The sequence below is a fragment of the Bosea sp. AS-1 genome, from assembly GCF_002220095.1.
Lineage (GTDB): Bacteria > Pseudomonadota > Alphaproteobacteria > Rhizobiales > Beijerinckiaceae > Allobosea.
In genome coordinates this window covers 4,227,322-4,241,454 of the sequence record NZ_CP022372.1, presented here as the reverse complement: position 1 = coordinate 4,241,454, position 14,133 = coordinate 4,227,322, and the positions used below count along the sequence as shown (strand labels likewise).

General features: G+C 68.1%; 14 protein-coding genes. 3 read left to right on the top strand and 11 right to left on the bottom strand.

Annotated features, from left to right (window positions below; all coding sequences use genetic code 11):
* Nucleotides 1-2: 2 nt before the first annotated feature.
* The 7 genes from CE453_RS21965 to CE453_RS21935 all read right to left on the bottom strand — a co-directional run bounded on the left by CE453_RS21965 (nucleotide 3) and on the right by CE453_RS21935 (nucleotide 7,273).
* Entirely contained in the window at nucleotides 3-596 is a 594-nt protein-coding gene (locus CE453_RS21965; RefSeq protein ID WP_248307836.1) for a F0F1 ATP synthase subunit B family protein, read from the bottom strand.
* Nucleotides 597-709: 113 nt separating this feature from the next.
* Entirely contained in the window at nucleotides 710-937 is a 228-nt protein-coding gene (locus CE453_RS21960; protein WP_038360954.1) for a F0F1 ATP synthase subunit C, read from the bottom strand.
* A gap of 61 nt (nucleotides 938-998) precedes the next feature.
* Nucleotides 999-1,763, bottom strand: coding sequence for a F0F1 ATP synthase subunit A (locus CE453_RS21955; RefSeq protein ID WP_089176498.1), 765 nt, complete (start codon nucleotides 1,761-1,763; stop codon nucleotides 999-1,001).
* Nucleotides 1,764-1,806: 43 nt separating this feature from the next.
* Nucleotides 1,807-2,157, bottom strand: coding sequence for an AtpZ/AtpI family protein (locus tag CE453_RS21950; RefSeq protein ID WP_089176497.1), 351 nt, complete (start codon nucleotides 2,155-2,157; stop codon nucleotides 1,807-1,809).
* 297 nt (nucleotides 2,158-2,454) lie between these two features.
* Nucleotides 2,455-5,910: a chromosome segregation SMC family protein gene (locus CE453_RS21945; protein ID WP_089176496.1), complete on the bottom strand. Its 3,456-nt coding sequence runs from the start codon at nucleotides 5,908-5,910 to the stop codon at nucleotides 2,455-2,457.
* Nucleotides 5,911-6,030: 120 nt separating this feature from the next.
* Entirely contained in the window at nucleotides 6,031-6,666 is a 636-nt protein-coding gene (locus CE453_RS21940) for a DsbA family protein (protein ID WP_089176495.1), read from the bottom strand.
* Between the two features lie 109 nt (nucleotides 6,667-6,775).
* The gene (locus CE453_RS21935; protein ID WP_089176494.1) at nucleotides 6,776-7,273 is read right to left on the bottom strand and encodes a DUF721 domain-containing protein; all 498 of its coding nucleotides are present in this window, start codon (nucleotides 7,271-7,273) and stop codon (nucleotides 6,776-6,778) included.
* A gap of 86 nt (nucleotides 7,274-7,359) precedes the next feature.
* Between CE453_RS21935 and mutY the strand changes: the two genes are divergently transcribed.
* Complete coding sequence (mutY, locus tag CE453_RS21930) at nucleotides 7,360-8,424, top strand: A/G-specific adenine glycosylase (RefSeq protein ID WP_089178088.1); 1,065 nt, start codon at nucleotides 7,360-7,362, stop codon at nucleotides 8,422-8,424.
* Here mutY and CE453_RS21925 read toward each other — a convergent pair.
* The 4 genes from CE453_RS21925 to CE453_RS21910 all read right to left on the bottom strand — a co-directional run bounded on the left by CE453_RS21925 (nucleotide 8,403) and on the right by CE453_RS21910 (nucleotide 12,442).
* Nucleotides 8,403-9,131, bottom strand: coding sequence for a peptidoglycan-binding protein (locus CE453_RS21925; RefSeq protein ID WP_089176493.1), 729 nt, complete (start codon nucleotides 9,129-9,131; stop codon nucleotides 8,403-8,405). The genes mutY and CE453_RS21925 overlap by 22 nt on opposite strands.
* 101 nt (nucleotides 9,132-9,232) lie before the next feature.
* Nucleotides 9,233-10,435, bottom strand: coding sequence for a site-specific DNA-methyltransferase (locus CE453_RS21920; protein WP_089176492.1), 1,203 nt, complete (start codon nucleotides 10,433-10,435; stop codon nucleotides 9,233-9,235).
* 208 nt (nucleotides 10,436-10,643) lie between these two features.
* Nucleotides 10,644-11,255, bottom strand: coding sequence for a ribonuclease HII (locus CE453_RS21915; RefSeq protein ID WP_089178087.1), 612 nt, complete (start codon nucleotides 11,253-11,255; stop codon nucleotides 10,644-10,646).
* A 65-nt stretch (nucleotides 11,256-11,320) separates the two neighbouring features.
* The gene (locus tag CE453_RS21910; protein ID WP_089176491.1) at nucleotides 11,321-12,442 is read right to left on the bottom strand and encodes a PA0069 family radical SAM protein; all 1,122 of its coding nucleotides are present in this window, start codon (nucleotides 12,440-12,442) and stop codon (nucleotides 11,321-11,323) included.
* Between the two features lie 197 nt (nucleotides 12,443-12,639).
* Between CE453_RS21910 and CE453_RS21905 the strand changes: the two genes are divergently transcribed.
* Complete coding sequence (locus CE453_RS21905) at nucleotides 12,640-13,128, top strand: glycosyltransferase family A protein (protein WP_089176490.1); 489 nt, start codon at nucleotides 12,640-12,642, stop codon at nucleotides 13,126-13,128.
* Nucleotides 13,129-13,204: 76 nt separating this feature from the next.
* Complete coding sequence (locus CE453_RS21900) at nucleotides 13,205-14,020, top strand: methyltransferase domain-containing protein (RefSeq protein WP_089176489.1); 816 nt, start codon at nucleotides 13,205-13,207, stop codon at nucleotides 14,018-14,020.
* Nucleotides 14,021-14,133: the final 113 nt, after the last annotated feature.

Here is a 14,133-nt window from a genome sequence, read left to right as displayed (position 1 = left end):
CCTCAGCCGCGCGCCAGGGCCTGGTCGACTGCTTCCGTCGCCTCGGTGGCGCTGGGAGCCTGACCGGTCAGCTTGGTGACGATCGCGACCGCCACGTCGCTGCCGAGACCGCGGACATTGCTCATCGCCTCGGTCTTGGTCTTGGCGATGGTCGCCTCGGCCTGGGCGAGCTTGGCGGCGAGTTCGGCCTCGGTGGCGTGACGCTGGGCGTCGCTCGCCTTGGCGCCGGTCTCGCGCGCCGTCTGGGCGATGCCCTGGGCGTTCTTGCGCGCCTCGGCGAGGGCCTTCTCATAGGCCTGCGCCATCTCCTCGGCCTTGGCCTGCATCTCGGCCGCCTGGTCGAGGTCGCGGCCGATGGTGCCGGCGCGCTCTTCCAGGATCTCGCCGATGCGCGGCAGCGCGATCTTCGACATCAGCCAGTAGAGCACCGCGAAGGTGACGGCGAGCCAGAACAGGTTGCTGGCGAAATGCGACGGGTCGAAAGGCGGGAAGGAAGCTCCCTCGCCACTTTCGCCGTGCTTCTGCTCGGCAGCCAGCGCCGCTCCCGCCGCCAGAGTGGCGAACGAGGCGACAGCCAGCGGCCATCCTTGTCGCACGAACCCTGAAGATCGAACCGGCATAGCGTGCCTTTCAGCGCAAAGAAAAGGAACCGCCGCGCGCCTGGCCAAGATAGCCTGAACGCGCGACGAAAAAGCGGTCGACGGAAGCGTCAGACCACGAAGAGCAGCACGAGCGCGACGACGAACGCGAAGATGCCCAGACCTTCGGCAAGCGCCGCGCCGATGAAGGCGCGCGGGAACTGGCCGTCGGCGGCCGACGGGTTGCGCAGGGCGCCCGAGAGGAAGTTGCCGAAGATGGTGCCGACGCCGATGGCGGCGAGGCCCATGCCGAGCGAGGCGAGGCCGGCGCCGATGAACTTGGCTGCAACAGGATCCATGATGTTTCTCCAGTGGGAAGGCTAAAGGGCGGGTTGAACTCGTCCGGGCGCTGTCCCGGCCTCAGTGGCCGGGGTGCAGCGCGTCGTTGAGATAGACGCAGGTCAGGATCGCGAAGACATAGGCCTGCAGGACGGCGACGAGGACCTCGAGCGCCGTCAGCGCGACGGCCAGCAGCAGCGGCAGCGGCGCGATCGCGTAGTTCAGCACGGCGCCCGAGCCCAGCAGCACGACGACGAAGCCGCCGAAGACTTTGAGCGCGATATGGCCGGCGAGCATGTTGCCGAAGAGACGCAGCGAGAGCGAGACCGGGCGCGACACGAACGAGACGACCTCGATCAGCATCACGAAGGGCAGGAGCCAGCCCGGCACGCCCGACGGCACGAACAGGCCGAAGAAGTGGCTGCCATGCTTGGTGATGCCGTAGATCAGCACGATGCTCATCACGAGCACGGCGAGAGCGGCGGTGACGATGACCTGGCTGGTGACGGTGAACGAGCCGGGCAGCAGGCCGAGGAGGTTCGACGCCAGCACGAACATGAACAGCGAGAACACGAAGGGGAAGAACTTCATGCCCTCCTTGCCCATCACGCCGGTGAGGGTGGAGGCCGTGAATTCGTACATCATCTCGGCGAGCGACTGCAGCCGGCCGGGAACGACCGCGCGCTGGCTCGAGCCATAGACCATGATGACCGAGACGACGGCGACCACGATCGCCATCCACAGCGAGGTGTTGGTGAAGGACAGGTCGAGGCCGAACGGCTTCAGCTCCACGATCGGATTGATGTGGAATTGGTGGATCGGATCGATTCCGCCGCCAGCCGCCATGATCTCGTCCCTCGTCGCGCGGCTTTACGGGCCGCCCCTTCGGTCAATCTCTCTTCGGATCGCTCTTCGACACGGAGGTCGGGCGCGAACCGAGCCGATAGACGGATCTGAAGCCCGCGATGGCTCCGATCACCAGGAAGGCGATCAGCAGGAACGGGGACGTTCCCAGCCACCGGTCGCCGAGGTACCCGATCAGGGCGCCTGCGATGATGCCGCCTGCAAGATCCGTCGCGGCGCGAAAGCCTGAGGACATCGCGCCCGCGAGGGCCTTGTCCTCTCCAGCCGGACCCGCGCCCGGCTTTTCGTTCTCTTCCGCCCGTTTGATCGCGGACTTCAGGGAACCCAGTCTTGCGCGCAACTCCGAGTCTGAGGCGTTTGGGTCAGGTTCTGTCATGGCCTTGGCTCCGTCTCGATCGCGAAAACGCCGCGATCCGGCGAAAAACCACTATAACCACGACCAAACCCGCGCATCGAGCCGTCGTCAGCACGGCCTCCTTTATTGGCAGCCCCCGGCGCTGTCAAGGCGCGTGGATAACGTCTAACGTATTGGAATATATAAAAATTCTGGCAAAGTGCGACAATCTTGCCGCATTGCGGGACGGAATGTGGCATTTTTTCAGCGGGGCAAGGCGGTCCTCGGCCGCGTTTTTCGCCCCCTGAGGCGGTTTTTCCCTATCCCTGGGGAAGGACCTCAGCCCGCCTCGCGGATGCGCTCCGCCGTGGCGAGGTCGACCGACACCATCTGGCTGACGCCGCGCTCCGCCATGGTGACGCCGAAGAGCCGTTCCATCCGCGCCATGGTGATCGGGTTGTGGGTGATCAGGATGAAGCGGGTCTGCGTGTTGCGCGCCATTTCCACCAGGAGGTCGCAATAGCGCTCGACATTGGCATCGTCGAGCGGCGCGTCGACCTCGTCGAGCACGCAGATCGGCGAAGGGTTGGTCAGGAAGACGGCGAAGATCAATGCGGTCGCCGTCAACGCCTGCTCGCCGCCGGAGAGCAACGTCATCACCTGCGGCTTCTTGCCGGGCGGACGGGCGAAGATCTCGAGCCCGGCCTCGAGCGGGTCCTCCGAATCCACCAGCCGAAGCTCGGCCTCGCCGCCGCCGAACAACACGCCGAAGAGCTGCTGGAAATGGCCGTTGACGATCGCGAAGGCGGCGGTGAGTCGTTCGCGCCCCTCGCGGTTGAGCGCGCCGATCGCCTGCCTGAGGCGCCGGATCGCCTCGGTCAGGTCGTCCCGCTCGGTCGAAAGCCCCTCGCGCTTGCTCTTCACATCGGTCAGCTCGTCCTCTGCGCGCAGGTTGACCGCGCCCAGCCGCTCGCGCTCGCCCTTGAGATTGGCGAGGCGACGCTCCACGGCTTCCGTCTCGGGCAGTGGATCGCCGGGCTTGTGCCCGGCGATGGCCTGCAGCCCATCGAGCCCGGTTTCCAGCCCGTCCTCGATCTGGCGGGCTATGTCGGCGACGCGCTGCCGCGCCGCATCGCGCCGCGCCTCGGCCGAGGCCCGCCGCTCCCGCGCGCCGGACAGCCCCTCCAGCGCGATGCGGGCCTGCCGGTCGGCTTCCGCCAGGGCGGATTCGCCGGTAGCCAGCCTGTCGGCTGCCTCGCGCCGGGCAGCTTCCGCCTGCTCGATCTCGGCGACGAGCCGCCGCTTCTCGATCAGGAAGGTGTCGGGCGCTTCCAGCAAAGCCTGGCGCTCGGCGGTCGCCGCAGCGATCCGGCGCCGGCTTTCCGCGGCGCTCTGGCCGCTCGCATCCGCGCGCTTCCGCCAGGCTTGCGTTTCGTCGGCAATGGCGGCGCGCCGGCGCGCCCGCAACTCAGCTTCCCGCGCGAGGGTCTGGAGGCGGGCGCGAGCATCGGAGGCCGCAGCCCGCCGCTCGCCCAGCACGGCGCGCGCCTTCAGCAGCGTGGTTTCAAGCGTGGTCGATGCGGGCAGGGCCGCCAGGGCCTTCTCCTGTTCGCGAGCCTGTGCTCCGGCTTCGGCCATGCTCTGGCCGAGACGATTGATCGCCTCTGTCAGGCCGGAAAGGCGGGCGGCCGTCTCCGCAGCCTTGCGCTCGGCCGCGGCGAATTGGTCGCGGCCGTGGTCGAATTGCCGGCGGGCCTGCCGTGCCGCCTCGATCGCCGTGCTCTCGGCCTGCACTGCTGCGCGCGTCTCTACGGTCACCGCCTCCAGCGCCTGGCGTGCTGTCTCGGCCGCCTCGCGGGCTGCGACGGCCTCGCGTTGGAGATCGTCGAGCCGGTTCTTTTCCGCCAGCCGTCGAGCCGCGGGGGATGGCGCTTCGGCGGCACTGGTGAAGCCGTCCCAGCGCCAGACGTCGCCTTCGCGCGAGACCAGGATCTGTCCCGGGCCGAGCAGGGCGCGCAGGCTTTCGCCCTCTGCCCGCGCGACCACACCGATCTGGGCAAGGCGGCGTGCAAGCGCGGGCGGGCCTTTCACATGCCGGAGGAGAGGTTCGGCGCCAGCCGGCAGCGTTGGGTCGCTCGAGCCGGGGCCGGTCTCCCGCCAATGCGCCGGCGCGGCCGTATCGGCGGACGCATCGAGATCGTCGCCGAACGCCGCACCCAGCGCGATCTCGAATCCTTTCGCGACCTTGATCGCCTCGACGATGGCCGGCCAGCGGTCGCTCGCCGCCGGGGCCAGCAGCTTGCGCAGCGTGCCGACCTCGGTTTCGAGCCGCTGGGCCTTGCGGTCCGCCTCGGTCATAGGGCCGCGCATCTGAGACTCGCGCTCGCGGATGCCGGCGAGTGCAGCGCGCGCGGCGGAGGCCTGCGTATCCGCTGTCTGCATGGCGGCTTCCATCGCCGCGAGCGCCTGACGCAGCCCGTCGAGCGGCGCGCCTGTGCTGGCGGCTTCGAGCGCCGCCTGGTCGCGCTGGAGTCTGTCCAGCTCCGCCCCGGCGCGCGCTTCGCGCTCACGCACCTCGCGCAAGATCCGCTCCAGCGCGCCCCGGCGGGCGGCGAGGTCGGACAACGCGGCCTGCGCCGCGGTCTGCTCGGCCTCTGCGGTGGCGAGCGCCTGCTCGGCCTCCTGCAGCGCGGCCGAAGCCGCGTCGGTACCGCCGCCGGACACTTCGCTCTCACGGGCGAGGACAGCGTCTTCCCCTGCGAGCCGCGCGAGGCTTTCGTTCGCGTCCCGACCGATCGTTTCCTGCCGCGCCAGATCGGCCTGTAATTCGGCAAGCCGTTTGCCGAGTTCTTCCGCCCGCTGTTTGGCGCGGCGGTTCTCGGCCTCGAGCTCGTCGAGGCCGCGCTTGAGCCGTACCAGGGCCGCCGCGGCTGCCGATTCGCCCTGGCGCAGGGCCGGCATCTCATGCGTGGCGATGGCCTGCCGCTTGGCAGCCTCCGCCTGGATCCCGGTCTGGTCGGCGACGGCGCGCACCGTCTCTTCCAGCACATGCTCGGCTTGCGCCTGATGGGCGCGCGCCTCGTGCAGCGCGATCAGCGCCAGCATCGCCTCGGCCCGGCGGATATCGGCCGCGAGGCTGCGATAGCGCCCGGCCTGTCGCGCCTGTCGCTGCAGCGCCTCGATCTGCCCGTCGATCTCGCCGAGCACATCTTCGAGTCGGGTCAGGTTTTCCTCGGCGCCTCTCAGACGCAGCTCCGCCTCGTGGCGGCGGCTGTGCAGCCCGGCGATGCCGGCAGCGTCCTCGAGGATGCGCCGGCGTGACTGCGGCTTGGCCGAGATGATCTCGCTGATCTGCCCTTGCCGCACGAGCGCCGGCGAGCGCGCGCCGGTTGCGGCATCGGCGAAGAGGAGCTGCACGTCCTTGGCCCGCACCTCCTTGCCGTTGATGCGGTAGGTCGAGCCTTCCTCGCGTTCGATCCGGCGTGTGACTTCGAGGGTGTCGAGCTCGTTGAAGGCGGCCGGCGCCTTGCGGTCGCTGTTGTCGAGAGTGAGCGCGACCTCGGCCATGTTGCGGGCCGGGCGCTCGTTCGAGCCGCCGAAGATGACGTCGTCCATCCCCGAGCCGCGCATGTTCTTGAACGAGCTTTCGCCCATCACCCAGCGCAAGGCTTCGACGAGATTGGACTTGCCGCAGCCATTCGGCCCGACGATGCCGGTCAGCCCCGGTTCGATCGGGAATTCGGTCGGCTCGACGAAGGTCTTGAAGCCGGTGAGCTTGAGGCGCGTCAGATGCATGGACGCGTGCCGTCGGCTTGCAAACGCTCAGCCCCCGCCTTTCGAGGAGCCATCACGCGGCTCCTCGGTACGGGGACTGAGAATGATGAGGCTTTGTGAGCGCGCGATGACGCGCCCCGCTCACTTCGCGAGCAGCGGCTCCAGCACCTTGTCGAACTCGGCGATCGAGACTGCACCCGAGACTTTCTGTCCATTCACGAAGAAGGTCGGGGTCGCGTCCACGCCCGCCTTGGCGCCGCCGTCCTTCACCTGGGTAATGGCGTCATAGATATCCTGCCTTTTCAAGCAGGCTTCGAAGGATTCCTGCGTGAAACCGCCCTGTTTCACCAGCGCCGAGAGCGCGTCGACCGGCTTGTCGACGAAAGCCCAGTTCTTCTGCTGCGAGAACAGCAGGTCGGTCATCGGATAGTATTTGTCGTTGCCGTTGCAGCGGGCCAGCATGAAGCCGGCCATGGCCAGCGGGTCGAGCGGGAATTCGCGCAGGCTGAAGCGGATCTTGCCGGTGTCGATGTACTTCTTCTTCAGCTCCGGCCAGGTCGTCTCGTGGAAATGGGCGCAGTGCGAGCAGGTCATCGAGGCATATTCGATGACCGTGACCTTCGCGTCCGCCGGGCCAAGCCAGACGTCGCCGAGCGGGCCGGCATCGGGAAGCTTGGTCTGGGCGCGGGCGGCACCGATGCCCGCGAATTCGGCGCCCGCGAGCGCGGCGGCGGCGATCCCGGCTGCGCCGGTCAGGAGCTGTCGCCTGTTCGTCATCGTGAGGGGTCCTCAAAGCTAGGTCGAAGGTCGAAATCGGAGCTATAGAGGCCGGCGCATTGTGGCAAGAGCGCATCGGCGCCTGCGGCGTTCTGCTCACGAAGCCGTGTCAATTGTTGCGCGAACCGTCCTGCCGCGCCCGCTGCGCCACGGCGCGACCGAGCCGGGCGAGAGCATCCCGCAAGCCTTCATCCGCGACCGATGCGACCTGGTCGTCGATCCGCGCCGTTGCTACCGGGTCGAGAACCGGAACCGGGCGGGCGGGCGCCTGAACCGGCGCCACCGGTCCCTGCTTCAGGACGAGCTTGCCGACGGCGCGCCAGCCCAGATGGGTGTTGACGCGCTCGACCACCAGCGGGCCGAGCTGCTGCATCTCGAGCGCGAAGGCTCCCTCGACCCGTACGACCATCGTCGCCGGCTCCGCGGCTTCGCCGGGTCCGGGGCGCCGTTTCGGCCAGTCGATCTTGAGCGGTCGCGTACGGGCGGCAAGGCGCTCGCCGACGATCTCGGGCCAGAGCGAGACGATGGCGCGCCCCGCGAACCCCTGCGCGGCGAGCACGGGCGCGATGCAATCGTCGATCAGCTCTGCGAGCGGTTTGGCGGACATGCCCCTATTGTGGGCGTCGGGCGCGATCACGGCAAGCGATGCATCGGGAGGCTTGCGGCGGGAGCGGGCTGCGTTACACCGGCAGCATGACGCTTCAGGCCCGCGCCGCCGATCTCCTTGCCTGGTACGACCGGCACCGTCGCAGCTTGCCCTGGCGCGCCAATGCCGGCGAGCGGCCCGATCCCTATCGTGTCTGGGCCTCCGAGATCATGCTGCAGCAGACGACGGTCACGGCGGTGAAGCCCTATTACGAGCGCTTCATGGCCCGTTTTCCGACTGTGAAGGCGCTGGCGCAGGCGCCCTCGGAGGACGTTATGCAGGCCTGGGCGGGGCTCGGCTATTACTCCCGCGCCCGCAACCTTCATGCCTGTGCGCAAGCCGTGATGGAACGCCATGGCGGCCGCTTTCCCGATACGGAGGAGGCCCTGCGCGCCTTGCCTGGCATCGGCGCCTATACGGCGGGTGCCGTCGCCGCCATCGCCTTCGAACGGCCGGCGGCGGCGGTGGACGGCAATGTCGAGCGCGTGATGACGCGGCTCTTCGCGATCGCGGCGGAATTGCCGGGCGCAAGGCCGCTGATTCGCGAAAAGGTGCTGGCGCTGCTGCCGCCCGACAGGCCCGGAGATTTTGCTCAAGGCTTGATGGATCTCGGCGCCACCATCTGCACGCCGCGCAATCCTGCCTGCGGGCTCTGCCCCTGGCGCGAGCCCTGCCGGGCGAGGATCGAGGGCACGCAGGAGAGCTTCCCGCGCAAGGCGGCGAAGAAGGCCGGTGTCACGCGCTATGGCGCAGCTTTCGTCCTGACCCGCGCCGACGGTGCGATCCTGCTACGCACGCGCCCGGCCAAGGGCCTGCTCGGCGGCATGGCCGAGGTGCCGACGAGCGAGTGGCGCGCCGATTACGAGCTCGACGGGGCGGCCCAGGACGCGCCGCTGCCGATGCGCTGGAGCCGGTTGCCGGAGCCGGTCCGGCACGTCTTCACGCATTTCCCGCTGGAACTGACCGTCTTCACCGCAGAGGTGCCGCCACGCACGGTGCCGCCGGCGGGGATGCGCTTCACGCCGCTTGCGGCTCTCGCGAGCGAGCCTCTGCCCAGTGTCATGCTGAAGGTGGTGGAGCGGGCCGGCCTTTATCGTTCGAAGACGCGGTAGGTCATCGTCGGCAGGTCGACGGACCATTTGAAATAGCCCTTCGAATAGATCTTGCCGCGATTCGGCGGCCAGGGATCGTGAATGCGCAGCGTCGTCCCGGTGCCGTCGGGGTTGCTGTCCCCGCGCATGCCGACCACCACGATCATATGGCCCGGGCTGCCATGCCCGGCGGTGTACTCGTCGACGCGCCAGAGCATGTCGAACATCAGCGGGCCGCGCGACAGCGCCTGCCGCAGCAGCTCGACCGACCAGGACATCGGGGCGTTGCAGCGCAGGCCATGGATGCTGGCATAGCGCTGGCCGGTGACGATCGCCTGGTCGGTTTCCGAGGAGTTCGCCAGCGAGCCGTCGGGAAGGATCATGTCCGGCGGCGTCTTGGCGATGACGACCGGCACCGACGAGTTCTTCATCATCGCCGTCGAGGTCGCCCAGCAGGTCGTGTTCGTCGGCTGCGCGATGAACGAGACCTTGTGCAGGATCGGCGCGAAGGCCTCCGTGTCATAAAGGCAGGCCTGTGTCGCCGGACCCGCCTGCCCATCTTCGACCAGCCAGTTCTTGCGCTGGAAGGCGAGCACGGTGGCATGGGTGAACTGGCCGAAGCGGCTGTCCGGAACGAGCGGCGGCGTCGGTTTCAGCTTGGCGTTGAGTGCTTCCTGAAGCTTCTTGACCTCAGGTCCGTAGGAGCCGATTTTCAGGATCGTGGCCATGGCGTTCTCGCCCCGACGTCATGCGTTCAGGGTGCCCGCGCTGACCGCGCGGTGCGTCCTCCGAACGAATGACGAAAGGGCAGAGGCCCTGGCCGACCAGCTCAGGCGGCCGGCATCCGGGCCCGGATTTCGCCGCGCAGCGCATCGAGCACGGTCAGCCCGCCCTGGCGCTCGACATGCCAGAAGGTCCAGCCATTGCAGGCCGGCAGGCCTTGCGCCAGGGCGCCGACCTTGTGGATCGAGCCGATCGCGGGACCCAGCATCAGCGTGCCGTCGGCGCGGACCATCGCCTTGTGGCGGCGCTTCTCGTCGCTCACGATCTCGCCGGCCTTGACCAGCCCGGCCTCGACGAGGCTCAGGAAGGGCACCCGTGGCTCGGAACGCTTCGACGGCGCAGTCGCGAAGGCTTCGGGTGAAAGCGGCTGCACGGCCGCGATGCGCTCGCGCGCAGCCTTGGCATAGACCGCCTCGCGCTCGAGGCCGATGAAACGCCGGCCGAGGGCCTTGGCGACGGCGCCGGTGGTGCCGGTTCCGAAGAAGGGGTCGAGCACCACGTCGCCCGGATTGCTGGCCGAGAGCAGCACGCGGGCGAGCAGCGCCTCCGGCTTCTGCGTCGGGTGCACCTTGGCGCCGCTGCCGTCCTTCAGGCGTTCGTCGCCGGTGCAGAGCGGCAGGTACCAATCCGAGCGCATCTGCAGGTCGTCATTGCCGCCCTTCAGAGCCTCGTAGTGGAAGGTGTATTTCGAGCTTTCGCCACGCGCCGCCCAGATCAGCGTCTCATGGGCGTTGGTGAAGCGCCGGCCGCGGAAATTCGGCATCGGATTGGCCTTGCGCCAGACGATGTCGTTCAGCATCCAGAAGCCGAGATCCTGCAGGATCGCGCCGACGCGGAAGATGTTATGGTAGCTGCCGATCACCCACAGCGCGCCGTCGGGCTTCAGGACGCGGCGCGCAGCCGCCAGCCAGGCGCGAGTGAAGGCATCGTATTCGGAGAAGGAGGCGAATTTGTCCCAATCGTCGTCGACGGCATCGACGAGGCTGTCGTCGGGCCGGCGCAGATCGCCGCCAAGCTGGAGATTATAAGGCGGATCGGCGAAGATCAGATCGACGCTCGCCGGGGGCAGGGTGTTCATCGCCGCGACGCAGTCGCCGACGAGGATCTGATCGAGCGGCAGCTCCTGCGGAACGCCGATTTGTTCACGAAGGCTCGTAGCCTTCATCCGAGCCCCCAGCGCGGGCCGTCCGGTACGCGAAACCTGAATCCGGACGGGAGCGCTGGCGGTCCCGGTACGCGAAATACCCATGACGCCAAGACCGTTACGCAACTTCAACGGGGCTGATACTGGGCGAGTCAGGGTAAAGGCGGGGTTTCCGGTTTGAAAAAAATGCGTGCCATTCTGGGGCTGCAGTTTTTGCCTAGCTTATTGGCACAAAAGGGAAATTCGTAAACAAGCGTTAACCTGCCGGCCTGCCGCTGGGGCAGGCGAAGCGGGCTTGAGGACGCGCGCTGAGCTAACGGAACCAGATGCCCTTCACCGGCGCGAAGGAATAGCGGTGCTCGGGGCAGGGGCCGTGCTCGGCGATAGCGCGGCGATGGCGCGGCGTCGCGTAGCCGACATGGTCGGAAAAGCCATAGGCCGGGTAGCGCCGGCACAGTCGCGCCATCATCCGGTCCCGCGTCACCTTGGCGACGATCGAGGCAGCCGCGATCGAGGCCACGGCGCCGTCGCCTTGAATGATCGCCTCGCAGCCGCAGGCCAGCACCGGCGGGTCGTTGCCGTCGACAAGGACATGCAGTGGCGCGAGCGGCAAACCGCCGACGGCCCGGCGCATGGCCAAGAGCGTCGCCTGGCGGATATTGACCATGTCGATCTCGATCGCGTTCGCGCTCGCGACGGACACCGCCAGTGCCCGCTCCATGATCTCGCCGAAAAGCTCCTCGCGGATGGGGGCGGCCAGTTTCTTCGAATCGTCGAGCCCGGCCGGGACGCGCTCGGGGTCGAGGATGACGGCGGCCGCCACCACCGGCCCGGCCAGCGGGCCGCGCCCGACCTCGTCGATGCCGGCGAGCGGCCAGCGGCCGTCGGCGATGGCAAGCGTTTCACGGCTGAAATCGGCGGGCATGACGGGCTTATGCAACAGAGTGCGGTTCGGTTCCAGTGCGGCATGCCGCGCCTCGGGGCCATGCATCAGAACAGGCTGAGCTGCGCCTTTTCCTTTTCCGGCTTGACGAACAGATCCGTGCGCAGTCGCCGGCGCGCCGTGTTGAAGCCGATGCGCTCCGCCGCCATCTCGAAGCGCCGGCCGACCATCCAGGCATAGGGACCCGAGCCGACCATGCGCTGACCCCATTGCGAATCGTAATCCTTGCCGCCGCGGGTCGAGCGGATCAGCGACATCACATGCCGGAGCTTGTCGGGATGATGCGTCAGCAGCCATTCCTGCACGATGTCGCGCACCTCGAGCGGCAGCCGGAGCAGCACATAGCCGGCCTCCTGCGCGCCCGCGGCCTTCGCCGCATCCAGGATGCGTTCGATCTCGTGCTCGTTGATCGCCGGGATGATCGGCGCCACCAGCACCGAGACGGGGATGCCGGCTTCCGAGAGCTTTCGGATCGTCTCCAGGCGCTTCGGCGGGGAGGCGGCGCGTGGCTCCATGCCGCGCGCAACCTTCGGGTCGAGCGTCGTCACCGAGAGCGCGACCTTGACGAGGCCCTTCTCGGCCATCGGCGCGAGGATATCGATGTCGCGCTGTACCAGCGCCGACTTCGTGACGATGCCGACCGGGTGGTTGAACTTCGCCAACACCTCCAGCACCTGGCGCATGATCCTGAGCCTCTTCTCGATCGGCTGGTAGGGATCGGTGTTGGTGCCGATGGCGATGGTGCGCGGCTGATAGGACGGAGAGGAGAGTTCCTTCTCCAGCAATTGCGCGGCATCGGGTTTGGCCGTCAGCTTGCTCTCGAAGTCGAGACCGGGCGAGAGGCCGAGATAGGCATGCGTCGGCCGCGCGAAGCAGTAGACGCAGCCATGCTCGCAGCCGCGATAGGGATTGATCGAGCGGTCGAAGGAGATGTCGGGCGAGTCGTTGCGCGTGATGATGGTGCGCGCCTTCTCGTAGGCGATTTCGGTCTTGAACGCCGGCAATTCGCCGAGCGAGCCCCAGCCGTCATCCTCCGCGACGCGCTGCTCGGTCTCGTAGCGCCCGCCCGGATTGATCGTCGCGCCGCGTCCGCGCCGACGCTCTGGGTCGATCCGGTGACCGACATGGGCGAGCGGGTCGGTTGGGGCGACGCGCACCGAGACCGACATCGGCTCGCTGTCCTGCCGCCTGAGTGGTTGGGCCGTCGGCATCGGCCGGGAAGTCGGTCTGGCCTGGCGCATCGCTGTCCCATCCTGCCGGGGCGTCGGGAATCGACACCGATCATTGGCTTTGAGTGTGAACATAACAAGAACAAAGATCAAGTGACAGGATTGCGACATGCTGCGCCGCGTCATAGACATTGCGGATGCTCACAGCCGTGATCCGCGCGCCCGGCCACGCGCAGACCCTCGCCGCGACCTTCGCCGTGCTGATACCGGCGGTGGCGGACGGATTCCTCGGCCATGCCGTGGTGGTCGACACGGCCGGGGCAAGCGATCTCGAGCGCATCGCCGATGCGACGGGGGCGAGCTATTTGCGCGCCGGCCCAACCGAGGGCTGGCAGCGCGGGGCGGCGGCTGCCCGCGGCGACCGGTTGCTGCTGCTCGATGCCGGCGACGTGCCGCAACTGCATTGGGTCGAGGCGATCGAGCGCCATCTGCTGGCCGGGCCCGACGTCCCGGCGCTGCTGCCGCTGCATGGTTTTGCGGATTCCTGGCGCGAGCGTGCCGCCATCGCCCTCGGCGCCAGGGAACTCAGGCCGGGGCTGATCGCACCCAGGAGCGCTGTGCTCGCCGGCCGCCTGGAGGCCGCGCCGCGACGGTTGCCGGTGGCGCGGGGCAAGGTGAAACGCTAGGGCTCCAGCGTCCTCCACGGCTTCGACACGATCATGTTTCAGAAAACCTGCGACGGATGCATCGCAGGGAGGCAGCATGACGGATTCAGACAGCTATCTGCTGGGCCGGACCGAGCCTGAAGTCGAGCGGCTCACGCGCCAGATCATGACGCTGGCTCCCGATTCCACGGCGCAGCTCGATCGAATCGGCATCGAGGCCGGCGAACATGTCCTTGATCTCGGTTGTGGGCCGGGCGGCGTCCTGCATCTGCTGGCCGAGCGTGTCGGCAAGACGGGCTCGGTGCTCGGCATCGATCGGGGCAGCCAATTCGTCGAGCTGGCGCGCCGCTTCACCACCGATCGCGGCTTGTCCCAGGTCGAGGTCCGCGAGGGCGACGCCTACGCGACCGGCTTGCCGAAACGCGGCTTCGACGGCGCCCATATGCGGCTGTTGCTGGTCAACGTCCCGGAACCCGAGCGGGTCGTGCGCGAAGCCGTCTCGCTGGTGCGGCCCGGCGGCTGGGTCGCGAGCTTCGAGGCCGATTATGTCCCGCACTGCTTCGATCCGCCCCTGCCGGCCTGGGGCCGTCTTCTCGAAGCCTATACGGCTCATGCGCGAGCGCAGGGGATCGACCTCTCGGTCGGGCGCCGCATTCACCGGCTGTTCCGGGATGCGGGCGTGACCGATATCGAGGTCGACGCGATCATCCATGTCTTTCCGGCGGGGCATGAGCGACGCGCCTTCCCACGGAGCCTGATCGACAACAGCCGCGACAAGCTGGTGACGGGCGGCTTCATCGCACGCGCGGATCTGGAGCGAGACTTCGCTGCTCTCGAAAGTCACCTGTCCCGGCCAGATGTCCAGGTGACGTCCAACCTGTTCTTCCGCCTGACCGGCCGCGTGCCGGCCTGACCCCTCGCCACGCGGTGTGATTGGCGCACAAAAGAAGCGCCCCGCCAGCGGAACTGACGGGGCGAGAGCAGGGTCGAAACAGGAGCAGTGCCCTCATTGGTCGCCGCAGCGGG

Coding starts and splice junctions, on each gene's coding strand:
- CE453_RS21960 (WP_038360954.1), bottom strand. CDS start 937: ATGGATCCTGTTGCAGCCAAGTTCATCGGCGCCGGCCTCGCCTCGCTC.
- CE453_RS21955 (WP_089176498.1), bottom strand. CDS start 1,763: ATGGCGGCTGGCGGCGGAATCGATCCGATCCACCAATTCCACATCAAT.
- CE453_RS21950 (WP_089176497.1), bottom strand. CDS start 2,157: ATGACAGAACCTGACCCAAACGCCTCAGACTCGGAGTTGCGCGCAAGA.
- CE453_RS21945 (WP_089176496.1), bottom strand. CDS start 5,910: ATGCATCTGACGCGCCTCAAGCTCACCGGCTTCAAGACCTTCGTCGAG.
- CE453_RS21940 (WP_089176495.1), bottom strand. CDS start 6,666: ATGACGAACAGGCGACAGCTCCTGACCGGCGCAGCCGGGATCGCCGCC.
- CE453_RS21935 (WP_089176494.1), bottom strand. CDS start 7,273: ATGTCCGCCAAACCGCTCGCAGAGCTGATCGACGATTGCATCGCGCCC.
- mutY (WP_089178088.1), top strand. CDS start 7,360: ATGACGCTTCAGGCCCGCGCCGCCGATCTCCTTGCCTGGTACGACCGG.
- CE453_RS21925 (WP_089176493.1), bottom strand. CDS start 9,131: ATGGCCACGATCCTGAAAATCGGCTCCTACGGACCTGAGGTCAAGAAG.
- CE453_RS21920 (WP_089176492.1), bottom strand. CDS start 10,435: ATGGGTATTTCGCGTACCGGGACCGCCAGCGCTCCCGTCCGGATTCAG.
- CE453_RS21915 (WP_089178087.1), bottom strand. CDS start 11,255: ATGCCCGCCGATTTCAGCCGTGAAACGCTTGCCATCGCCGACGGCCGC.
- CE453_RS21910 (WP_089176491.1), bottom strand. CDS start 12,442: ATGTCGGTCTCGGTGCGCGTCGCCCCAACCGACCCGCTCGCCCATGTC.
- CE453_RS21905 (WP_089176490.1), top strand. CDS start 12,640: ATGCTCACAGCCGTGATCCGCGCGCCCGGCCACGCGCAGACCCTCGCC.
- CE453_RS21900 (WP_089176489.1), top strand. CDS start 13,205: ATGACGGATTCAGACAGCTATCTGCTGGGCCGGACCGAGCCTGAAGTC.